This is a genomic window from Corynebacterium sp. KPL2895 (genome assembly GCF_040225815.1).
Classification (GTDB): domain Bacteria; phylum Actinomycetota; class Actinomycetes; order Mycobacteriales; family Mycobacteriaceae; genus Corynebacterium; species Corynebacterium rhinophilum.
Genome location: NZ_JBEHFY010000002.1, coordinates 110,829 through 133,307 on the forward strand (window position 1 = coordinate 110,829; position 22,479 = coordinate 133,307).

Sequence of the window (22,479 nt, forward strand, 5' to 3'; positions counted from 1 at the left end):
TAGGCTGTGGCGTGAGCTATATTTTGCTGCCCTAAAGACAATAGGAGTCATCATGCCTAATGCATACCCATCCACCGTTACCGTCGGCGTCGGAGCGCTGACCATTGAGGAAGTCGTGGCCGTTGCCCGTTACGGCGCCACGGTAGAAATCTCCGCCGAGGCCCTGGACGAGGTCGCCTCCACGCGTGACCGGGTCGAAGAACTGGCCCAAGACCCCACGCCGGTCTATGGCATCTCCACCGGTTTCGGCGCGCTTGCCCGCCGCCACATTCCAGAAAAAATGCGCGCGCAGCTGCAGCTATCCCTGGTGCGCTCCCACGCGGCCGGCACCGGCCCTGAGGTGGAAGAAGAAGTCATTCGCGCGCTTATGCTGCTGCGCCTATCCACCCTGTGCACCGGACGTACCGGCGTGCGCCCCGTGGTGGTAGAGACCTACGCGAAGGCGCTCAATGCTGGCATCGTGCCGGTGGTGCGCGAATACGGTTCCCTGGGCTGCTCCGGCGACTTGGCCCCGCTGGCCCACTGCGCCCTAGCGCTCTTGGGTGAGGGCGAGGTGCGCGTGGGCGGCGAGCTCAAGGACGCCGGCGAGGCCCTTGCCGCCGCAGGCATCGAGCCGCTGGAGCTGCGGGAGAAGGAGGGCCTTGCCCTTATCAATGGCACCGATGGCATGCTGGGCCAGCTCTGCCTGGCCATTACTGACCTGCGCGCGGCCGCCAAGACCGCCGATATCGCCACCGCCATGACGGTAGAAGGACTGCTGGGCACCCTCGTGGTCTTTGCCGATGACCTGCAGCAGCTGCGCCCGCACCCAGGCCAAGCCGATTCTGCCGCCAATATCCGCCAGGTGGCAGACGGCTCCGAAATCCTCGCGGCAGCGCTGGAGGAGTTCAAGAAGAACCAGGTCCAGGACGCTTACTCCGTGCGTTGCGCGCCGCAGGTAGCCGGCGGTTTCCGCGATACCTTGGCGCATACCGCGCAGGTAGCTGAGCGCGAGCTCGCCGCCGCCGTGGATAACCCAGTGGTGGCCAAGGACGGCCGCGTGGTCTCTAACGGCAACTTCCACGGCGCGCCGGTGGCCTATGCGCTTGATTTCCTCTCCATCGTCACCGCGGACCTGGCGTCCATTTCTGAGCGCCGCACCGACCGCTTCCTGGATCCGGCCCGCAACCGCGGCTTGAACGCCTTTCTTGCCGATGACCCCGGTGTCGACTCCGGCCACATGATCGCCCAATACGCCCAGGCTGGCATCGTCAGCGAATTAAAGCGCCTGGCCACCCCGGCCTCGGCCGATTCCATTCCTTCCTCTGCCATGCAGGAAGACCACGTGTCCATGGGCTGGTCCGCCGCCCGCAAGCTGCGCAAGGCAGTCGATGGCCTCCAGCGCGTGCTGGCAGTGGAGATCCTCACCGCGGCGCGCGCCATTGACATGCGCGAGGGCACGCCCGCTGGCGGCACCGGCGCGGTCATCGCCGCCCTGCGCGAGACCGTTCCAGGCCCCGGCACCGACCGCTACCTCTCGCCGGAAATCGAGGAGACCGTACGCCTGGTGAAGTCTGGCGCGCTGATCGATGCCGTCGAGGCCGCTACGAGCGAGCTGCGCTAACTGCCTCGGCCATCGCCACCTGGCCCGCGTGGGTGGGGTGCATGGGGAAGGAATCGGTATCCTGCCCCGTAAAGTCCACCCACGGCTCATCCGAGCAGGCGGAGTGTTGCGGGGCATCGTCAGGCAGCACGTAGGTGCCGCCGTTGCGTTCGGCGGCCTCGCGTACCGCTTTGTTGATGCGCTGGATGGTATCTGCCAACCACTCCCGGTCTGTGGCCGGGATTTTTTCTATGAAGGGGCAAGTCTCGCCGGGATTGATGAGGGGGATATAGCCGGTGGCAATGACCTTCGCATCAGGCGAGCGGTGGGCGATTTCCCCGTAGACCTTGTCCAGGCGTTGGGGCAGATCGTGTAGCTCCAGTTCTATCTGCGCCCCCGATTCGTCTTGGCATATATCGTCCGTTGCGCATTGGGTCAGGCGCACAAAGCTGGCATCGTTGCCGCCGATGCTCAAGGAGACAAGGGACGTATCCGGGGCAAGCGCGTCCACCTGGGCGGGGTGCTCGCCCGCGGAGGATAAAACATCCAGCGTGCTCGCGCCCTGGCAGGCGACGTTGCGGAAAGAGCTCGTGGTGATCTCCTGAGCGGCGAGTTCTGGATAGGAATCTTGTGCGCGTGCGCAGGAATCGGGCGGATCGAGCGGGAGCGTCGTCGAGCCCATCGCCGCGTAGGAATCCCCGAGGGCCACATAGTTTTCTGGGTCTTCTGTGGCTTCTTGGACTTCTTGTGGCTGCGAGGAGCATCCTGCCAGCAGGCAGGCGGCGGCAAGGGCGGGCAATACGTGGCGCATGACTGCCATCGTAGCCGCAGAGTCTGAAATGCCAGACAGTTGGTGACTGTGCAAGCTCTAAATACGTTGTGCATCACACTAAATTGATATCTGTGACGCTCGCCAAGCCCCCGGGAGACAGCCCCGGGAAACCGGCCTGGGGGTAGGGCACGGCGTCGATAAGCACGAGCGAAAGGAAGCCATGTCTGAACCACGCGAAGTCCGCGCACCCCGCGGCACCGAACTCAACGCAAAATCCTGGCAAACCGAAGCGCCACTGCGCATGCTGATGAATAACCTCGACCCAGAGGTGGCAGAGCGCCCCGAGGACCTCGTGGTCTACGGCGGCACCGGCCGCGCAGCCCGCAGCTGGGAGGCCTTCGATGCCATTGTGGAATCGCTGAAGGACCTAGAAAGCGATGAAACGCTCCTCGTCCAATCCGGCAAGCCGGTGGGCATCTGGAAGACCAATGAATGGGCACCGCGCGTGCTCATCGCCAACTCCAACCTCGTGGGCGACTGGGCTAACTGGGAACACTTCCGCAAGCTCGAGGACGAGGGCCTGATGATGTACGGCCAGATGACGGCCGGTTCCTGGATCTACATCGCCACCCAGGGCATCCTGCAGGGCACCTACGAGACCTTCGCGGCCGTGGCCAAGAAGCGCTTCGAGGACAGCCTGGCAGGCACCCTGACCCTGACCGGTGGATGTGGCGGCATGGGCGGTGCCCAACCGCTCGCCGTGACGCTCAACGGGGGAGCAGTGCTCATCGTGGACGTGGATGAGCACCGCCTGCGCCGCCGACAGCACAAGCGCTACCTCGATGAAGTGGTCACCGACTTGGACGAGGCCCTGCGCTTGGTCCTCGATGCCAAGGAAAACAAGAAGGCCCTCTCCGTCGGCCTCGTGGGCAACGCCGCCGAGGTCTTCCCAGAGGTGCTGCGCCGCCAGCGCGCCGGGGGGTTCAAGGTAGACATCGTCACCGACCAGACCTCCGCGCACGACCCACTGTCCTACCTGCCCACCGAAATCACCGTGGATGACTGGCAGTCCGAGGCCAAGGCTGATCCCACGACCTTTACCAAAAAGGCTCGCGAATCCATGGCCGCACAGGTCCAGGCGATGGTGGAATTCCAGGACGAGGGTGCCGAGGTCTTTGACTACGGCAACTCCATCCGCGATGAGGCCCGCCACGCCGGCTACCAGCGCGCATTCGAGTTCCCAGGCTTCGTTCCCGCCTATATCCGCCCGCTGTTCTGCGAGGGAATGGGCCCATTCCGTTGGGCAGCTCTGTCCGGCGACCCAGAAGACATCAAGGTTACCGACCAAGCCCTGAAGGAACTATTCCCGGAGAACGAGCACCTGCATAACTGGCTGGACGCCGCCGAAGAATACGTCGAGTTCGAGGGCCTGCCCGCCCGCATCTGCTGGCTCGGCTACAACGAGCGCCACAAGGCCGGCCTGCTCTTCAATGACCTAGTGCGCGAGGGCAAGATTAAGGCCCCCATCGTCATCGGCCGCGACCACCTCGATTCCGGCTCGGTTGCCTCCCCGTACCGCGAGACCGAAGCCATGCTCGATGGCACCGACGCCGTCGCTGACTGGCCGCTGCTCAACGCCATGACCGCTGTATCCTCCGGCGCTACCTGGGTCTCCCTCCACCACGGCGGCGGAGTGGGCATGGGTCGCTCCATCCACGCCGGCCAGGTCACGGTTGCCGATGGCACCGATCTCGCCGCCGCCAAGCTGCGCGCCGTACTGACCAATGACCCAGGGATGGGTGTTATCCGCCACGTCGATGCCGGGTACTCTCGCGCAGAGGAAGTAGCCAAAGAACGCGGCGTTCGCGTTCCCATGGAATTTAAGGCAAGGGATTAAATGAGCACACTTTTTACCGGAATTTCTGAACTCCGCACGGTCAGCGAGCACGGCACGCTTAACGATGCCGCCCTTATCGCCGACCACGGCACCATCGCCTGGATTGGCCCTGCATCTCAGGCGCCCGCCGCCGATGACCAGGTGGACTTGGGCGGGCGCGCCGTCCTTCCTGGTTGGGTGGATTCGCACACCCACATGGTCTTCGACGGTGACCGCTCCGCCGAGTTCGAGGCCCGCATGTCCGGCGGTTCCTACGAGGCAGGTGGCATCGCGGTGACCATGGACACCACCCGGGAGGCGGGGGCGGACCGCTTGGATAAGCTCGTCGCCGAGCGCGTGGCCGCCGGCCGCCGCGGTGGCACCACCACCTTCGAGACCAAGACCGGCTATGGCCTCAACACGGAATCTGAAGTGGAAGCCGCCCGCGTAGCATCCCAGCACGTCGATGACGTCACGTTCCTGGGCGCCCACCTCGTGCCGCCGGGAGCGGATGCGGAAGACTACCTCGATGAGGTCGTCGGCCCGATGCTGGACGGCGTTGCCGAATACGTCCAGTGGATCGACGTCTTCTGCGAGCGCGGCGCGTTCAATGAAGAGCAGTCGCGCCGGGTTTTAGAAGCCGGTAAAAAGTTGGGCCTTGGCCTGCGCGTGCACGGCAACCAGCTTGGCGAGGGCCCGGGTGTCAGCCTCGCGGTCGATCTCGGCGCCGCCTCGGTTGATCACGTGAACTACCTGAGCGATAGTGACATCGAAAAGCTCGCAGCATCTGAGACCGTGGCCACCATGCTCCCAGCCTGCGATCTTTCCACGCGCGAGCCCCTGGCGCCTGGCCGTGCGCTTCTCGATGCCGGCGCCACCCTCGCCATCGCCTCCAACCTCAACCCAGGTACCTCCTATACTTCGTCGATGAACTACTGCGTGACCACGGCCGTCCTGCAGCAGCACCTATCCGTCGACGAGGCCATCCATGCCGCCACTACCGGCGGTGCCACGGCGCTGCGCCGCCATAATGTGGGCAACGGCCTTGATCCGAAGGGCCGCCCCGCGAAGGGAACCCTGGTGGAGGGCGCTGCCGCTGACCTGCACGTGCTCGATGCTCCTAGCGCGGTGCACTTGGCCTACCGGCCGGGTATGCCGCTGAGCTATCGCACGTTTGTGGCGGGGGTATAGCGAGGAATGGAGTTTGCCGCCGGTATCGCGTAGGGTTGGACGAGCAATGAGCATTACCGATAACGCCACCGGCGGCGTAAACGAGCCGGAAGATTTTAATAAGTCGGAATCTCAGGACAACTCGCAAGGTGTCAACCAGGACACCAGGGCTGCGAATACTTCTGAGGGCACCGGCGCTGAGTCCAAAGATTCGGCCAACGACAACTCCCAGGGGTTCGAGCACCTCGGCTTGCCAGATAAAATTCTGCAAGCCGTTGCGAAAGTAGGCTTCACCACGCCGTCCCCCATCCAAGCAGAAACCATCCCGATCCTGATGGAAGGCCGCGACGTCGTGGGCCTTGCACAGACCGGTACCGGCAAAACCGCAGCCTTCGCGCTGCCGGTCTTGTCCCAGCTTGACCCGCAGGCGCGCCACCCGCAGGCGCTCGTCCTTGCGCCTACCCGCGAGCTGGCCCTGCAGGTTGCAGACGCCTTCCAATCCTTCGCGGAAACCCTGAAGGGAATCGAGGTTCTTCCCATCTACGGTGGTCAGGCCTACGGCATCCAGCTGTCTGGCCTGCGTCGCGGCGCCCAGGTCATCGTGGGTACCCCGGGTCGCGTCATCGACCACCTGGAAAAGGGTTCGCTTGACCTGTCCCAGCTGCAGTTCCTCGTCCTCGATGAGGCCGATGAAATGCTGAACATGGGCTTCCAGGAAGACGTCGAGCGCATCCTGGAAAGTACCCCGGACCGCAAGCAGGTGGCGCTTTTCTCCGCCACCATGCCTAATGCCATCCGCCGCCTGTCCAAGCAGTACCTGCACAACCCGGCGGAAGTAACCGTTAAGTCGGAGCGCCGCACCAACGACAACATTAAGCAGCGTTTCCTGCTGATTCCGCACCGCGCAAAGATGGATGCCTTCACCCGCATCCTCGAAGTCATTACCTATGACGCCATCATCGTCTTCTGCCGTACCAAGCACGAGACCGAAGAGGTGGCCGAGGCCCTGCGCGATCGCGGCTACAGCGCTGCTGCCATTAACGGCGACATCGCCCAGGCGCAGCGCGAGCGCACCGTCGATCAGCTCAAGGATGGCCGCCTAGACATCCTCGTCGCTACCGACGTCGCCGCGCGTGGCCTTGACGTCGAGCGCATCACCCACGTGGTGAACTTCGATATCCCGAACGATACCGAGTCCTACGTGCACCGCATCGGCCGTACTGGCCGTGCCGGCCGCTCTGGCGAGGCAATCTTGTTCGTCACCCCGCGCGAGCGCCGCATGCTGCGCTCCATCGAACGCGTGACCAATGCTCGCCTCGAAGAGATGGACCTGCCGTCCGTCGATGAGGTCAATGAGAAGCGCAAGGAAAAGTTTGCGCAGGCCATTACCCAGTCCATGGACAACAAGCAGGCCGATTTCTTCCGCAACTTGGTACGCAAGTACTCGGAAGACAACGACGTTGCCATGGACGACATCGCGGCTGCGTTGGCCGTCATGCATCAGGGTGGCAAGAACTTCCTATTGGAAGACAAGCCTTTGCCCAAGCCAAAGAAGGACCGCCGCGATCGCGATGACCGCAAGCGCGACCGTGACTTCAAGGGTGGCGGCAAGAACCGCGGCGGCTCCAAGCGGCCGGATGGTGACTTTGAGACGTACCGGTTGGACGTCGGCAAGCGCCAGAATGTCCGCCCTGGTGCCATCGTCGGTGCTATCGCCAACGAAGGTGGCCTGTCTGCCAAGGACTTCGGGCGCATCACCATTGCGGTGGGGCACACGCTCGTGGATCTGCCGAAGAACATGGACCCGGCTGTGCTGGACCGCCTGAAGGATACCCGGATTTCTGGCCAGCTCATCAAGATTCAGAAGGATACCGGCCGCCCGCCTCGCCGTGATGGCGGCGGCGGTGGCCGCAAGCACGGTGGTCGCTTCCGCGACTAATTAAACCTCCAAAGGGCCTCTTTTTAGAGGCCCTTTTTTCATGCCCTGTGACCTGCGCTTTTACTATAAACGGGGGTAGTGTGTCAGGGTGGTTTTGTATGGTGTATGGCGAAAGCATGTTCTAGTAAATCTCTCGAAAGAAAGTCCATGAATGCGCCATATTATGCCAATACCAATCCAGAAAATTCTACCTCCCGTGCAGCTACGGAGATTAGGAAGGCCGAATACCAGTTTTGGGAAAGGCTTCATCCTGGCCCGGATGACGATATCGAAATTATTAGCCAATCCCTGTCTAACTTAACTGGGGCGCGTCAGTCCCGAATTAGGAATATTATTTTCGCCTTCGAGCGATTAAAAGAGCTGCCGCGGCTGCGCGCTCGGCAAGAACAGCATTTCCATTTAGATTTAGACCGACTCATTACGATTGACCAAACCCTAGCCAAACTCGGCGCCATTGATGCGGAGAAGAAATTCACTATCGATGACGCCCTGACCAACTACTTGACCCCAACCCGTCCCAATCAAAAGCTGCCCTCGCACCGCAATCTCCGCCGAAAGCTGCGCGAGCTCATCGTGCGCCTCGATCCCTCTATTGCCGCGCGGGATCCGCGCCGCAAGCAAGCCTATAGCGTTGAACCTACAGGCGGGGAGTGGGCCGCGGTTTGCCTGGACGTCGGGTTAGAAACCGCGGAGATAATCGACCGCAATATTCGGGATATCGCTACGGACAAGGACCTCACGATGGCTGAGGCCGCAGTGGAGCTGCTGACTGGAAAGGCGCAGGCGAAGGCCAAGGTCGTGTTGAATATGTATCGCTGCGACCTGCCGGATGCGCCCGCGTTTGTACAGCACTTGGGCTGGGTATCCCCGGAGACCGCGGATGACCTACAGGCTCGCGCGACAACGACAAGGGATATGGAGAAAGCCGGTCAGGCGGAGAGCCCCAACTATGTGACGCCGCCAGATATCCGGGCGTTTGTAGAGGGCTTGGATGGCACGTGCCGGTGGCCAGGCTGCACGCGGCCGGCCGTGGTTTCGCAGATGGACCATCGGCACGACTTTGCGGATGGCGGTCCGACCTCGGCGGCAAACCTTACGTGCTTATGCCAACACCATCACAATATAAAGACCGATGGCAGGGCCTTTTATATCAAGGACCCGATAAGCGGGGACATCGTCTGGCTCTTTGATGACTCTACGTGGGTCTATGACTCCGCGAGTGGGCCGCTGGCCCCCAAGAACCGCAGGTGGGCGCAGACGGTTGCACAGGCGACGCAGAAACGGAGGGAGAATGCGCATGCAGATGCGCAGCAACTAAAAGAAGAACTTCGGGAAGAGTCCACCCATGAAAAAGGGGACAGCGATGACACTGTCCCCGAAGAGTAAATGGCTTCCTAGATGTACATCAAGATAAGACAGATGATCCACAGGAGGTTGAAGACGCCGCCGAAAGCGGACAAGGACTTCTTAATGGAGCCCAGGTTGGCTGTATCGCCGGACTCTAGGGCTGCCTGCGCCGTGCGCTGCTTAGGAAGGATGAGGAAGAAGAGCAGGCACCACGCGATGATGGCCACGAGGATGGCGATGTGGAAGTTGACCTGGCTCTTGAAGGTTTCGATATCAGACAGGAAGACAGCAAGGCCAAGGACCGGCACGAGCGCGGAAATGTAGCCGTAAGTATTGGTGATGTTGTGCAGGTTACGGGCGGCACCGAGGGCTGTCTTATCGCCCTGTGCTGCGCCCTGCAGCTGCGTCTGGTAGATGGACGTGGAAATGCACACGGGGCCAAGCAGAACAATGGCCGCCGCCACGTGCAGGAAAATGAAAAAAGTAGTCATGGAGGATGCCCTTCAGTTAAGAAAAGTTGCCTTGTTCACCCTAATCAATTTCCCTGCTAGAAATCGAACCGACATTGCCTTCTCATTGCACGCACGTCTGCGCGGGGCAACGGTAACTCGTAGTTCCGGGCGATTTCTGCGAGGCGCCGCGAGTAATCGCAGCGGTTGGCGGGCGGGAGCCACTCAGAGGGGAGGGAATCGGACTTTTCCTGATTGAGCTCCCGGCTGGTCGCCACCAGATTGAGGGGATCGTTAGCAAAGCGGATCTTGGTGTCTTGGTCCCATTCTGCAGCCCCCAGGTCAAAGGCGGCGGAAAGCGGGAAGATGTGGTCGACCTCGATGGGGGAGGTCGCTGAAATCATCTCACCCGCGTAGGGGTCATAAATCGTGCCGGATTGTGGCCGGCAGTCAGCGAAGTCCTCGCTGGCTTGGTTCTCCATGATGGCCTCACGCGTGGTGCATGCGCCGTTGGGCTGCCAGCCGCCGAACTCGTCGCGGTCGTAGCCCGGCAATTCCGCGCGAGCCGGCACTGTGGAGACATCAAAACGCGGAAAAGGCCACGCATACCATGCGATAACGAGAGCGGTTATGCATGATAGCGCGGCCAGATAATAGGACTTCATGCCCTATTGGACTCCGCGAGGTGCGGGAAGGTTCCTACTTGTTATCGGAAACCTTTTCTGCTGCTTCCTCGAAGTCCAGGGAGTCGTCCTTCTCAACGAGCTTGGCAAGCTTCTCGGCTTCCTCGAACTCGTCCAAGACCTCCTGGTCTGGCTGCTTGGTAGCCAAGGTGACCAGAACGGTAACGAGGAGTGCGGAGAAGAAGCCCGGAACCATCTCGTAGAGGGAATCGCCAAGCGGGGACATGCCCCAGCCGATGGCGACGACTGCACCGGTAACCATACCGGCGATTGCACCGGTTGCGTTGAGGCGCTTCCAGTACAGAGCCAGGATGACGAGCGGACCGAATGCGGAACCGAAACCAGCCCATGCGAAGCCGACCAGGCCAAGGATGGAATCGGACGGGTTGATGGCCAAGATTGCGGCGATGACCGCGATGGCCACGACGGCGGTACGGGACAGGTTAATCAGGATGCGCTCGTCAGGCTTGCGCTTTGCGATGATGAGGTAGAGGTCCTCAATCAGGGAAGAGGAAACCACGAGCATCTGGGAGGACATGGTGGACATGATCGCTGCCAAGACTGCGGTCAAGATGAAACCAGCAGGCAATGGGTGCATCATGGCCTGAGCCATATCCAAGAAGATGGTCTCGAAGTTCTCTTGGTCAGTAATGGTTTCACCGAACTGGGTGAAGTACACGGTACCGGTAAGCGCAACGAAGATAGCGCCGATGACGGAAAGACCCATCCAGGTGATGCCGTAGAAACGGCCCTGCTTGGCGTCGGAAGGCTTACGCAGTGCCATGAAGCGCACGATGATGTGCGGCTGACCAAAGTAGCCAAGGCCCCAAGCGGCGTTACCAACGATAACACCAGCAGAAACGCCAGCGAAGAGAGAGAAGTAGTTATCGTTTGGCTCGAGTGCGCCATCGGTGGCGTAGCTGTTTTCGGTAGCGAAGGAGAAGATCGCGCTGGCATCGTCAAGAGCGAAAAGCGCCATGATTGGCACGATCAGCAGGGCGACGAACATCAGCATGCCCTGCATAGCGTCGGTGTAGGACACTGCCAAGAAGCCACCGATGAAGGTGTAGAAAATGGTCACTGCGGCGATGATCAACATACCGGTGATGTAGTCGCCACCGAAGGTGGACTCGAAGTAACGACCACCGGAGACCATGCCGGAAGAGACGTAGAAGGTAAAGAAGAAGATAATGATAACTGCGGAGATAATACGCAGCATGCGCGACTTATCGCGCAGACGGTTCTCGAAGAAGGAGGGGACCGTAATGGAATCGCCCGCAACCTCCGAGTAAGCGCGCAGACGCGGCGCAATCCACTTCCAGTTTGCCCATGCACCGATAAGGAGGCCGATAGGCATCCACAGCTCGGAAAAACCGGAAAGGAAGAGCGCGCCAGGCAGGCCCATGAGCAGCCAGCCGGACATATCAGATGCGCCGGCGGAGAGAGCAGCTACGAATGGGTGCAGGCCACGGCCGCCCAAAACATAATCGTCGTATTCGTCGGTTTGTTTGTAGCTCCAGTAGCCAATGGCTGCCATTACGAGGAGGTACACAATCATCGCAATGACGTACCAAGTTGATTCTTGCACGTTTCACTCCTTGTAGTGATTTATCGGACATTGTTACGTTAACGGTGACTTAAGGTTCACCCAAGCTAAAATTCAGCTGTGGCATAGATCTCCGGTGATGTTTTTCACCGTCTAACTGCGTAAAGACGTGAATATAACGAGCTTGTAACAAAACTATACAGGGCTGCTATGCTGGCCGTTATGGCTTCTTACCTTGTGCATGGCCTTTGGCTGCCGGTTTCGGGGCTTGGTCTATGGATTGAGCAGGTAGAAGGACACAAGATTGTTATGCCTTCGGCCGTGCCAGAAGGGACGTTTCCGCAGGCAATTGATGCCATCCTGGCTAAGAAATCCTTCCGGAACCGGGCGCGCGTATCACTACGGACTCCAAAGGGCAAAGACGTCTCGCTCATGGTGCCCATGGCCATGTTTGCCCCAGAAGAAGCAGTAGAAGCCCTAGCCCAGCTGGAATACCTAGACCATCATCCACCGGCATCGATTGCCCCGGATCTGCACTGGCTCATTCACGCATATAGTGGCCTGAGCAAGTTTGTCCGCGCGGGCAGGGTGACGTTCCGGTTGGCGTACCAGGCCAACGAGTGGTTTCCCATGTGGCAGCTGGCCTCAGGTTTGGGTGAGCGCGGTTGGCTAGCAGAAATGATGGCCGCGGCCCCCGGGATTCTCCATATAAATAATAGAGCCCTTTCAGATGACCTCGCGGATGAACTGACGCATTGGATTGCCAACCGGGAATTGCAGCCACTGCTTAATGAGCCCCGGCCCATGCCTTGGCACGACTTCGCCCGCGCATTGCTGACGACGGCCCCTATCCGCCGCGGCCGCGCGCAACTGCTGCGTGGGCTCAATGAATGGAAAAATTCCATTTACCAGGTGGAACTCCAACTCGTCTACATCGTGGAGGAACCGGAGGAACAGGATCCAGAAGATGCAGCGTGGCCGATTCGGGTGCGGGTACGCTCTGGAACGGATTCGCCGCGGCCGGTATCGGCGGACGAGCTGGATAGGGCGAGCATCGAGAAGCTGCGCGAAAACCACCGCAAGGCCGTGCATGCGGCACCGAGCCTGGGCCAGAGTACGCAATTTCCTCAGCCCGGCGACGGCGATTGGGATGTCTACCTGGACACGGAACAGCTCACACAGTTTATTGCGCACGAGGTGCCCGAGCTGAAAAAGCGGGGCATTACCGTCATGCTGCCCAAATCGTGGGCGCAGATGGATACCAAGGCCAAGCTGGAAACCCGTGAGGCCCGGGACCCGGCCGAGGCCGCCACGAAGAAGCACATCGGCATGAATCAGCTCGTGGACTATAACTGGCGCATGTCCGTGGGCGATGTGGAGCTTACTGAGTCCGAGATGGATGAGCTGGTCAATTCCAAGTCCGGCCTCATTCAGCTGCGCGGCAAGTGGGTGATGGCCGATACCCAGGTTGTGTCCAAGGTCTCCTCTTATATGGAGGAGCTGGCGGATAAGTCCCGCGAGCGCGCCAAGAAGGAGCTCGAGCAGCTGGCGGCCTCGGCGGAGATGGCCAAAAAACTCAATGAGCCGGGATGGCAGCAGCTCATGGCGGAGGTCGAGCGTCGCCGCGCGGAGTTCAATGAGAAGAGTGAGCACCAGGTCACGGTGGCGGAGCTGCGGGAGCTGGCGCTTGAGTCGATGGCCCAAGAGCCCATCGAATTTACCGGCAGCACATGGCATACCGCGTTGCTCGGCGGCATGGATACGGTTGCGCCTAAGCGCGTGGACATTCCGGAGACCGTGCATGCTGAGCTGCGCGAGTATCAGCGTACTGGCGTGGACTGGCTGTATTGGATGTCGCGCAATAACATCGGTGCCGTGCTTGCCGATGACATGGGGCTCGGCAAAACACTCCAACTACTGTCCCTTTTGGCGGTGGAGAAGGAGCGCGGTGAACAAACCGGACCCACCTTAGTAGTCGCACCGACTTCCGTGGTGGGTAACTGGGCTCGCGAGGCGCGTCGCTTCGTGCCGGATTTCGAGGTCATGGTGCAACACGGCGCGGGGCGTCCGAGCGGGGAGAAGTTCCTCGAGGCCGCAGGAAAAGCAGATCTCGTCATTACTACCTATGGCACCGTGAGCCGGGACTTTAACCTCTTGGGCGAGGTGTCTTGGCAACGCGTGGTCCTCGATGAGGCGCAGGCCATTAAGAATTCGGCCACGCGTTCCTCCAAGGCGGTGCGATCGCTGCCCTCTGAGCACCGCGTGGCTCTGACTGGTACGCCGGTGGAAAACCGGTTGTCAGAGATGCGCTCCATCTTGGACTTTTGCAACCCTGGAATCTTGGGCACGGCGTCCTTCTTCCGCAATCACTTCGCAAAGGCCATCGAGCGCAATAATGATGAAGAGATGTCCGAGCGCCTGCGCGCGCTGACCGCGCCTCTTATCCTGCGCCGCGTCAAGACCGATCCCAATATCATCGATGATCTGCCGGAAAAGTCCGAGCAGATTCTTACCGTATCCATGACCACAGAGCAGGCGGCTTTGTATAAGGCGCTGGTCAATGAGGTGAAGAAGAGCTTGGAGGATGCTACGGGCATCAGCAAGCGCGGCGTCGTCTTGGCCTCGCTGACGCGCATTAAGCAGATTTGCAATCACCCAGCGCACTACCTGGGGGATGAGTCCCCAGTGGTTATCAAGGGCAAGCACCGCTCGGGCAAGGTGAAGGAGCTGATGCGGATTGTCGATGCCGCTACCGAATCCGGCGAGCGCCTGCTGATCTTTACCCAGTACAAGGCCTTCGGGGATATCCTGCAGCCCTACCTGAGCGGGCAGCTGGGCCACGAGATTCCCTTCCTGCACGGCGGGGTGACGAAGAATAAGCGCGACCAAATGGTGGAGGACTTCCAAGCCGAGGATGGCCCACAGGCGATGATCCTTTCGCTCAAGGCGGGCGGCACGGGCCTCAACCTAACTGCGGCATCGATCGTGGTGCACATGGACCGCTGGTGGAACCCCGCGGTGGAAAACCAAGCCACGGACCGCGCCTTCCGCATTGGTCAGCGCCGTAACGTGCAGGTGTATAAGATGATTACCGCTGGCACGTTGGAAGAATCCATTCAAGACATTTTGGATGGAAAGACGCAGCTGGCTGGTTCCGTCGTCGGCGAAGGCGAGGGCTGGCTCACGGAATTGGAGCCGGACCAGCTGGCAGAGCTCATGAGTTACCGGGGAAAGGAGTAAGCGGATGGCCGTTAAGGGCGATGACAATGTCATCTACGCAAACTTTGGTACCCGCAAGCGCGTGAGCACCCCGGATGAGGTCAACCATGTTGACCGCAGCGGGCGGCTACTGTCCAAGACCGCAGCCCGGATTTCTTCCTTTACCAGCCATGATGCGGACCGGGGACGGATTACCCGCGGGCGCCAGTACGCCGAAGGCGGTCACGTCGTTGGCTTGGAGATCCGCAACGGTGCCATCCATGGGCGCGTGGCCGGTTCCCAGAACGAGCCTTTTTCCGTACTCATCCAGCTGCCGTACCGCGATAATGACGATATTGCGGCACTCGCCGGCCAATTCGCGCGCACGCCGAATTCCGTAGCGAATGCGCGCAAGGGCCTGTTGTCTGAGGAAGCGCTGGATACCTTGTTTGCCAGCGAGGTCGAAGATCTGCGGCTATCCTGCACCTGCCCGGATTCCGCGTATGCCTGCAAGCACATCGTGGCGGTGGGAGATAGGCTCGCCACCCGCGCGGATGCGGATCCTGCCGTGATTTTCAATATGCGCGGGCTGGACTTTGCGCGCTTGGAAAAGGCCGTCATGGAGCAATCGCAGCAGGTCTCTCGAGAAAGCTTTGGAGCTAGCGATTTATCCGCGGAAGAAAAGAACGACGTGTTCTGGAATGGCCGCGAGATGCCTAAACTGCCGCACCCCAAGGTTGCCCCAGCGCTGGAAGATTCCGATCCGGACCTCTTGCGCAAGGCCCTGCGGGCCGTATCGCATACCAATATTGACCTCTTGCGGGCCGTGTCCGATATTGAAGACCTCTACTACCACTTAACGCACTGATTATGATTGCAACGACCTTTATCCACACGTCCGACTTCCAGCTGGGAATGACCCGCTGGTTCTTGAAGGGGGAGGCGCAAGGTCGTTTCAACGATGACCGCGAGTCCGCCATCATGCACCTAGGCCAGCTCGCGGAGGAGGTCGGCGCGCAGTTCATCGTCGTGGCGGGCGATGTATTTGAACACAATGCGCTCTCCCGGGAAATCTTGGCGCGCGCCACCGAGATGTTTAAGCGCTTGCCGGTGCCGGTGTATGTGCTGCCAGGAAACCACGATCCGCTGGTCGCGGACTCGGTATTTTATCGCACCAGCGCGGATAACGTGCACGTCATTGCGGATTCAGAACCCATCGCGGTGGGCAAGGGCGTGGAATTGGTGGGGGCACCGTACTTGTCCAAACGCGCCAACCACGATTTGGTGCGCCAGGCCTTGGAGCCGCTCGAACCCACTGAGGGAATCAGGATCGCCGTGGGCCATGGCCAGGTGGATTCGCGTACTAGCGGGGGAGAGGCCGATACCATCGACTTGGAATTCGTAGAGCAGTGCTTGGAGCGCGGGGTGATTGATTATTTGGCGCTGGGCGATACCCACTCGACGGCCAGCCTGGGAAAGACCGGCCGCGTCTGGTTCTCCGGTAGCCCGGAGACCACGGACTTTAAGGAATGCTCCACCGGTGGCGGCGAGGCCGATTCCGGGAACGCGTTGGTGGTAAGGATTGAGGGGGAGGACATAGACATCGATAAGCGCAGCATCGGGCGCTGGACGTTTGAGGCCCTCGATGCCTCCGTCAATTCCATCGAGGATGTCGAGCGCTTCCTGCGCAGCCTCGAGGAGTACCCGGATAAGGTGCGCACGGCGATTAAATACAGCCTGCAGGGCACCCTCGGCATCGCGGCGCACGCCCGGCTGCAGCGCGGGCTGGATGAGTTGGAGGCGGTCTTTGCCTCGCTGCGCCCGCGCGAGCGAACCATGGACCTGTTCTTGGAGCCTAGCGAAGACGAACTAGCCAACCTGGACATTTCCGGCTATGCCGCCGACGCCCTGCAAGAGCTGCTGGAAAACCGCGAGGATCCGGTGGCCCGCGACGCCGCCAATATGCTATTTCGCCTGGAGGGATAAACCACATGCGCATCCACAGCTTAGAGATTAAAAACGTCCGCGGCATCGAGCACCTGGTTTTAGATGATCTGCCAGAAACCGGGGTGGTGGTTATCCACGGCGAGAACGAGGCCGGTAAATCCACCATCGTGGAGGCCCTCGATGTGGTGCTGACGGAAAAGCACACGGCGCGCCCCAGCGGTATCCGGGATCTGCAGCCGGTGGGCAAGGACGTCTCACCGGAGGTCATCGCGGATATTTCGGTAGGGCAGTACCGCTTTCGCATTGCCAAGCGATGGCTGCAGAAGAAGTACTGCGAGCTGGCCATCTCTGCCCCGCGCCACGCGCAATATACCGGGCGCCAGGCCGATGACGAGCTGGAACAGATCTTAAGCCAGAACATGGATCGCCAGCTTCTCGATGTCCTCTTTATGCGCCAGGATGACTCCAATGACGCCATCTCCGCGGTGGGCATTCCGTCGCTGACGCAGGCCCTCGAGCAGCAGTCCGGCCTGGCAGAGGACGAGGTATCTGGCGATGATTCTCAGCTTTTGGGCAAGGTGGATAAGGAATATAAGCGCTACTACACCGAAAAGACGGGCAAGGCGGCCGGCGAATACAAGACGGCCCAGGACACTCTGGAGCGTGCCAAGCAGGAGCTGGAGGAAGCAACCGCTGCGGTGCGCGGGCTCGATTCCGTGGTGGAGCGCTACGAGCACCTGGAACGCCAGCAAGAAGAGGCCGAGGCGCAGCTTCCTGCGGCCCGCCAGGATCTCGCGCAGAAGCAGGCCGCCGCGGACGAGGCCGTAAAGGCCCAGCACCAGGTGGATGCGCACAAGGCCGAGCTCACCCGCGCCAAGGAGGATTTCCAACGCGCTAAGGACGCGCAATCTAAGCGCCAGGAGATGGCCGAGGCACTCGACACCTCAGGCACCGCAAAGTCGAGCGCTGCGGATAAGCTTGCGACCGCCCGCGAGAAGGCCGCGGAGGAAAACGAGAAGAAAGAGGCGGTGGAAAAGAAGCTGGCCACCGCCAAAGAGGACTACGCCACCGCGCGCACAACGCTCAAGCAGGCGCGGCTGCATCAGGACAAGGAGACCTTTCAGCGCCTGGATAAGCGCCTGCTCAAGGTAGAGGAACTGGCACGTGGCGTGGGGAAGGCTCAGGCGGAGATCGCCCAACGCGGGCGCGAGATGACCGCCGCGGATGTCGAGGAACTCCGCAAGGCGGATGCCGATCTCGGCTTGGCCAAGCGCCTGCACGATGCCACCGCCGCCAAGGTGGAATTTTCCGGGCCCGAGGGCGCGGAGATTGGGGTGGATGGGAAGCTGGTGGACATCGGCAAGCAGCCTGCAGTTGAGCTTGTCGATGGCCGCGAGATCACCATCGGCGATATCACCGCCCGCTTTGTGGCCGGTGCGTACTCTTCCGATAAGACCCAGCGCGAGGTGGATCAGGCCGAGACGCGCCTGCAGGAGCTTTTCGATGCCACCGGCGTGGCATCCATCGCCGCCGCCGAAGCTCTGTACAAGGCACACAGCGAGCAGAATGCCGGGTTGGATGCCGCCACGCGCAAGCTCGAGAGCGAGTTGGGGCCGGATGATTTGGGCGAACTGCGCGCCCAACACGCGGCGCTGAAGGAGAAGGTCGCCGGGCTCGATGATGCCCCGGTCATGGATTTATCTGCTGCAGAAGAAACGGAGGAAGAGGCGCGCGAGCTTGTCGATGCCCTCGACCGCGAGCTTATTCCCTTCCACGATAGCCGCATCGCCCACGACGTGGTGCGCTTGGAGGCCGAGCTCGCGGCCGCCACCGAGAAGGCCGAGCGCGCCGAGCGCGAGCTGACCGAAGCGCGGGAGAAAACCTCCGATGCTGGTTTGGAAGGAGAAGCGGAGCGGCTGGGTGCGCTGGTAACCCGAATGCAGGAACAGCTATCTGAGATGGAGGCCGTGGACCTAGCCACCGCTCAGAGCTTGGTGGAGGGCGCGCAATCGCACCTGGAGTACCTGCAAAATCAGGTGCAAGATTCCAAGGTGGAACTGGGCAAGTTGTCGAGCGAGATTAATTATCACTCCGGCGCGGCAGAGCGCGAGCAGCAGGCGCAAGCGGAAGCAGAAATGGCGCAGGCAGTGCTAGAAAGCGTGGAAAAGCGCGCGCTGGCGGCACGCTACCTGCGCGAGCTGCTGCTCAAACACCGCGATGCCGCGCGCCAGCGCTATGCCGAGCCCTTCGTGGCGGCACTCGCCCAGCTGGCCCGCACCATCTACGGCGGGGACATCAGCTTTGAACTGGCAGATGATCTTTCCGTCACCGCACGCACCCGCGATAATGAAACGGTGGCCATGACCAGCCTGTCTGGTGGCGCGCGCGAGCAGCTGGCTATCCTTACCCGCTTTGCCATCGCGCGCTTGGTGGCGGGGGAGGAGACCGTGCCGGTCATCGTCGATGACGCGCTGGGCTCCACCGACGCACACCGCCTGCAATTAATGTCCACCCTGTTCTCACAGGTAGGCCGCGAGAACCAGGTTTTGGTCTTTACCTGCATGCCGCAGCGTTATTCCCGGGTGCCTGGGCGTAGCGAGCGCGACATCGCCATGCTGAAGGGGGTAATCTAGTCCTTATGTCTGAACAAACCCGCTGGTTAAACGATGATGAACAGGAGCTATGGCGCCTATTATTGGCTGCGACCCGCAAGATAGATAGGGGCATGGACGAGACGCTTAAGGCGGGCGGGGAGATCTCCGTGTCCGAATTCGCGGTCTTGGTATCCCTTTCGGAAGCCCCAGATCAGCACCTGCGCCTGCGCGACCTGTGCACGGAGCTGGCTTGGGATCGCTCGCGCGCCTCCCACCAGGTCACACGCATGGAAAAGCGTGGGCTCTTGGTCAAGGAAAAGACCACCGATGATGGCCGCGGGGTCAACGTGCACATCACGGAGGCTGGGCTCCACCACCTCGAGCGCGCGGCCCCCGAGCACGTGGAATCCGTCCGCCGCTTGGTCTTCGACCACCTCCACGAGGATGACGTTCCCGCACTCAAGCGCTTTTTCCATGGGGTATTACAGGTAAATAATATCCCTGGCTATTCGGGATTCGTCCCGGATTCTTTATTGAATGGAGGAAAATAACACCGCCATGATGGGACAAGAACTTTTCGAGCACCCTAAAAAGCAGCATAAATCGTATGGCTTGACGGCCTTGGGTGAGCTGGGCCAGCGCATTGGTGATCCAGAGGCTTTTGCTGAGGACCGTGCCGATGCCGATCAAATTGCCGCGATGGAAGAAGCCTTGGAAGCCTACCCCGATTTCGCGGTGACCTTTGATGAGGATGCCGATGCCTGGATCGTAGGCGCGGAAGAGGACATCGAGAAAATGTTCGCGGACCGCGAGGCATTCCTCGAGGCTTTATTGAATGATGAAGATCCAGGGATCTAATGCCACCGCGGAGACCATAAACTGTTAAGATACTTTTAGTTAATCTTCGGTGAAGCGAGAGGTTTTATCATTATGAACGAGCGCGAGGCTCAAGAACAACGCGAGGCGGCAGCCCGCCAGCAATCCGAGGGCTGGGTTTCCGTTTTTGTCCAGTGGATTCCCTACATGCTGCTGTCCGTAGTGCTGGTCGGCGCCATGTTCTTTGGCATGTACTACATCGAGCACGGCACCCTGGATATCACCCAGCCGATCACCAACGAATTCATCGTTGAGTAATTCTGCGCAGTAGAAAAATCCGGCCTCCCCTTGGAAAGTGGGAGGCCGGATTTATTTTTATTTCTTGAGCGCCTTGCGCCAGGTCATCTTCTTGCCATTATTCAAAATGGCACGGCGGTAGATGCGCGCGACAACGATGAGAATCAGCACGGTAACTACAGCGAGGACCGCATAGCTTCCCGCCAAGCCCAGCCAGCTCATATTGCCGCTCGCGACTTGGAGGGGAGCGACCAACATGGAGACCGGCGGCACCCAGCCCATAACCTGCATCCAGGTGGCATCCAAGTTCGTCCAGCCAAACATGGTGATATACATGGTGGCAAAGACAAGGAGCAGGATGGGCATCTGCGTCGATTGCAGATCCTCGGTGCGCTGCACCATGGACCCGGCTGCGGCATAGAGACTGCCGAAGAACAGGAGGCCGAGGATTTCCCCGACGAGCAGGGCAGCGATTAGGCCATAATCGAGCTGGATTTCGCTCGCTGCGCCAGTAAATGCCAGGGAGGCCACGCCGCCGGCCAGGATGAGGAAGGTGCCGAGCAGCCCGATGATGGTATTGCCAATGACCTTGCCGGCCAAGAAATCCACCGGGCGCACCGTGGACAGGATGATTTCGACCACGCGCGAGGATTTCTCTTCTGTAACGCGGCCGCCGATGAGCCCGGCGAAGGTCATGATGGAAAAGACCACCACCATGGAGGCGATAAGGACAATGGCAACGGTGCCCATCTGGGCCTCGGAAGTCTCATCGGCTTCCAGATCGACCGCGGTCACTTCGGCTGATGGGGTGGCGGCGGCAAGCTCTTGGGCATCAATATTCAGCGTATTTAAGGCCTCTGCCTGCGCCTGCGCTGCGACCACCTGATTGACCGTGGTGGAGATGGTGGTGGAGGCAGTGCCGTTGGCCAAAAGCTCCCACCCCTCGTCGCCGGCGGGCACGAGCGCGGCGTCGACATCGCCGGCATCGATAAGCTGCACCGCGCCATCCCGGTCATCGGCGGCCTGGGCCTCCAGCCCGGAATCAGCGAATGCGTCTGCCTCCATGCCCACCACGGCGACGGAATCTGGTTCATCGTCACCACCGGAGAGCAAGTCAATGATAATGGGGGTGGCGATGGCACCAATGATAAGCAGCAGCATCATGATGACAACGGATTTGGTCTTAAGAGCAACCGCCATTTCGCGCTTGGCGACGGTCCCTATGGTCTTCATTGCCGAATACTGCATGGGCTAGGCCTCCTCGGTGGTGGTGCTGGTGACGACGTCTTGGAAAAGCTCGGTAAGGTCTGGGACCTTGAGGCCGAAGGAGTGAACAGGGCCAGCGGCCATGGCAGCGCGCAAGATGGCTTGGTCATCGGTGCCGTCATCGGCCTCGAGCACCACGCCCTGGTCAGTTTCCTCAACCAAGTGAGTGCCCTCCGGGTACCACCCGCGCGCAGGGGTTTCCACCGCATAGCGCGAGGCGCCTTGGGTGCGCAGCTCGTCTACCGTGCCTTCTGCCACCATGCGGCCTTGCGTGACGATGCCCACGTGATCGCACAGGCGCTGCACCAAGTCCAGCTGGTGGGAGGAAAAGACCACCGGCACCCCGCGGGCGGCGCGCTCGCGCAGCATGTCAGACATGACATTGACCGCAACGGGGTCCAAGCCGGAAAAGGGCTCATCCAGGATCAACATATCGGGGTCATGGATGAGGGAGGCGGCCAGCTGCACGCGCTGCTGGTTGCCCAAGGACAAGTCATCCAGCTTGTCTTTCTGGCGTTCACCTAGCCCTAGCTGCTCCAGTAGCTCCGTGCCGGATTTCTGGGCGGCCTGCTTGCTCATGCCGTGCAGGGTGCCCAGGAACGTCAGCTGGCTAAGCAGCGGTTCCTTGCCGTAGAGTCCGCGCTCTTCGGGCATATAGCCAATGCGGCGGCGGTTATCGTCATTAATGGGGGAGCCATCGAAATAAACTTCGCCGGAGTCTTTCGCGAGCACTCCCAGCGCGATGCGCATGGTGGTGGACTTGCCCGCACCATTGGAACCGACGAAGCCGAAGATTTCGCCCTCCTGCACGCTAAAGGTCATATCCCGCAGCGCTCGGACACTGCCAAAGGATTTATTGAGATGGTCGATTTCTAAGGTGGGCAAGGGGGATCCTCCATGGCTCGCCTATACTGCATAACTTTCGTGGTTCTAGATACCTTAGTATTTCATAAACCTAACAGTTTGGCTATGGAATCCATTGAAAGCCAGGTTGCAT

At 60.6% G+C, this 22,479-nt stretch carries 18 protein-coding genes; 12 read left to right on the top strand and 6 right to left on the bottom strand.

All coding sequences use genetic code 11. The features are described from left to right. Positions 1-52 precede the first annotated feature (52 nt). On the top strand, positions 53-1,603 hold the full coding sequence (gene hutH, locus ABRP95_RS01520) for a histidine ammonia-lyase (protein ID WP_284784689.1): 1,551 nt from the start codon (positions 53-55) through the stop codon (positions 1,601-1,603). Here hutH and ABRP95_RS01525 read toward each other — a convergent pair. Further along, positions 1,584-2,393, bottom strand: coding sequence for an SGNH/GDSL hydrolase family protein (locus tag ABRP95_RS01525; RefSeq protein WP_296088155.1), 810 nt, complete (start codon positions 2,391-2,393; stop codon positions 1,584-1,586). The two genes, hutH and ABRP95_RS01525, sit on opposite strands and share 20 nt — an antisense overlap. A gap of 181 nt (positions 2,394-2,574) precedes the next feature. On the opposite strand from ABRP95_RS01525, the gene hutU reads away from it, so the two are divergent. The 4 genes from hutU (at position 2,575) to ABRP95_RS01545 (ending at position 8,725) form a co-directional block, all read left to right on the top strand. Continuing rightward, positions 2,575-4,251, top strand: a complete 1,677-nt coding sequence (gene hutU / locus ABRP95_RS01530; RefSeq protein WP_349838836.1) for a urocanate hydratase — start codon at positions 2,575-2,577, stop codon at positions 4,249-4,251. Continuing rightward, positions 4,252-5,421 (top strand): imidazolonepropionase, encoded by a 1,170-nt coding sequence (gene hutI / locus ABRP95_RS01535; RefSeq protein ID WP_349838837.1) that lies wholly within the window; start codon positions 4,252-4,254, stop codon positions 5,419-5,421. It begins immediately after the preceding gene. Positions 5,422-5,467: 46 nt separating this feature from the next. After that, a complete protein-coding gene (locus ABRP95_RS01540) occupies positions 5,468-7,339 on the top strand; it encodes a DEAD/DEAH box helicase (RefSeq protein WP_023017755.1) in 1,872 nt (623 codons plus the stop codon). 147 nt (positions 7,340-7,486) lie between these two features. Then, entirely contained in the window at positions 7,487-8,725 is a 1,239-nt protein-coding gene (locus ABRP95_RS01545; RefSeq protein WP_284769875.1) for an HNH endonuclease signature motif containing protein, read from the top strand. A gap of 8 nt (positions 8,726-8,733) precedes the next feature. On the opposite strand, the gene ABRP95_RS01550 is transcribed toward ABRP95_RS01545, so the two are convergent. From ABRP95_RS01550 to putP, 3 genes are read right to left on the bottom strand one after another with little or no spacing between them, the layout of a single operon-like run. Then, positions 8,734-9,177, bottom strand: a complete 444-nt coding sequence (locus ABRP95_RS01550; RefSeq protein WP_284769874.1) for a DUF2269 domain-containing protein — start codon at positions 9,175-9,177, stop codon at positions 8,734-8,736. Positions 9,178-9,233: 56 nt separating this feature from the next. Beyond that, positions 9,234-9,800 carry an HNH endonuclease family protein gene (locus ABRP95_RS01555; protein ID WP_284769873.1) on the bottom strand — a complete coding sequence of 189 codons (567 nt, stop codon included), beginning with the start codon at positions 9,798-9,800 and terminating at the stop codon, positions 9,234-9,236. 34 nt (positions 9,801-9,834) lie between these two features. Beyond that, positions 9,835-11,406 (bottom strand): sodium/proline symporter PutP, encoded by a 1,572-nt coding sequence (gene putP / locus ABRP95_RS01560; protein ID WP_349838838.1) that lies wholly within the window; start codon positions 11,404-11,406, stop codon positions 9,835-9,837. A 180-nt stretch (positions 11,407-11,586) separates the two neighbouring features. On the opposite strand from putP, the gene ABRP95_RS01565 reads away from it, so the two are divergent. The 7 genes from ABRP95_RS01565 (at position 11,587) to ABRP95_RS01595 (ending at position 20,237) form a co-directional block, all read left to right on the top strand. Further along, entirely contained in the window at positions 11,587-14,604 is a 3,018-nt protein-coding gene (locus ABRP95_RS01565) for a DEAD/DEAH box helicase (RefSeq protein WP_502880339.1), read from the top strand. A gap of 4 nt (positions 14,605-14,608) precedes the next feature. Further along, positions 14,609-15,430, top strand: coding sequence for an SWIM zinc finger family protein (locus tag ABRP95_RS01570; protein ID WP_284769870.1), 822 nt, complete (start codon positions 14,609-14,611; stop codon positions 15,428-15,430). A gap of 2 nt (positions 15,431-15,432) precedes the next feature. Continuing rightward, positions 15,433-16,548, top strand: a complete 1,116-nt coding sequence (locus ABRP95_RS01575) for a metallophosphoesterase family protein (protein ID WP_296088172.1) — start codon at positions 15,433-15,435, stop codon at positions 16,546-16,548. A gap of 5 nt (positions 16,549-16,553) precedes the next feature. Beyond that, the gene (locus ABRP95_RS01580) at positions 16,554-19,142 is read left to right on the top strand and encodes an AAA family ATPase (protein ID WP_349838839.1); all 2,589 of its coding nucleotides are present in this window, start codon (positions 16,554-16,556) and stop codon (positions 19,140-19,142) included. A gap of 5 nt (positions 19,143-19,147) precedes the next feature. After that, positions 19,148-19,654 carry a MarR family winged helix-turn-helix transcriptional regulator gene (locus ABRP95_RS01585; protein ID WP_023026318.1) on the top strand — a complete coding sequence of 169 codons (507 nt, stop codon included), beginning with the start codon at positions 19,148-19,150 and terminating at the stop codon, positions 19,652-19,654. Further along, the gene (locus ABRP95_RS01590; RefSeq protein WP_284853508.1) at positions 19,641-19,961 is read left to right on the top strand and encodes a molecular chaperone GrpE; all 321 of its coding nucleotides are present in this window, start codon (positions 19,641-19,643) and stop codon (positions 19,959-19,961) included. Before ABRP95_RS01585 ends, ABRP95_RS01590 begins: the two co-directional genes overlap by 14 nt. Before the next feature lie 72 nt (positions 19,962-20,033). Continuing rightward, complete coding sequence (locus tag ABRP95_RS01595; RefSeq protein ID WP_284853509.1) at positions 20,034-20,237, top strand: hypothetical protein; 204 nt, start codon at positions 20,034-20,036, stop codon at positions 20,235-20,237. A 57-nt stretch (positions 20,238-20,294) separates the two neighbouring features. Here the strand turns inward: ABRP95_RS01595 and ABRP95_RS01600 are convergent, their stop codons facing one another. Together ABRP95_RS01600 and ABRP95_RS01605 are read right to left on the bottom strand one after the other, a co-directional pair. Then, entirely contained in the window at positions 20,295-21,464 is a 1,170-nt protein-coding gene (locus ABRP95_RS01600) for an ABC transporter permease (RefSeq protein WP_349838840.1), read from the bottom strand. A gap of 3 nt (positions 21,465-21,467) precedes the next feature. Next, a complete protein-coding gene (locus ABRP95_RS01605; protein WP_284853510.1) occupies positions 21,468-22,367 on the bottom strand; it encodes an ABC transporter ATP-binding protein in 900 nt (299 codons plus the stop codon). Positions 22,368-22,479 lie beyond the last annotated feature (112 nt).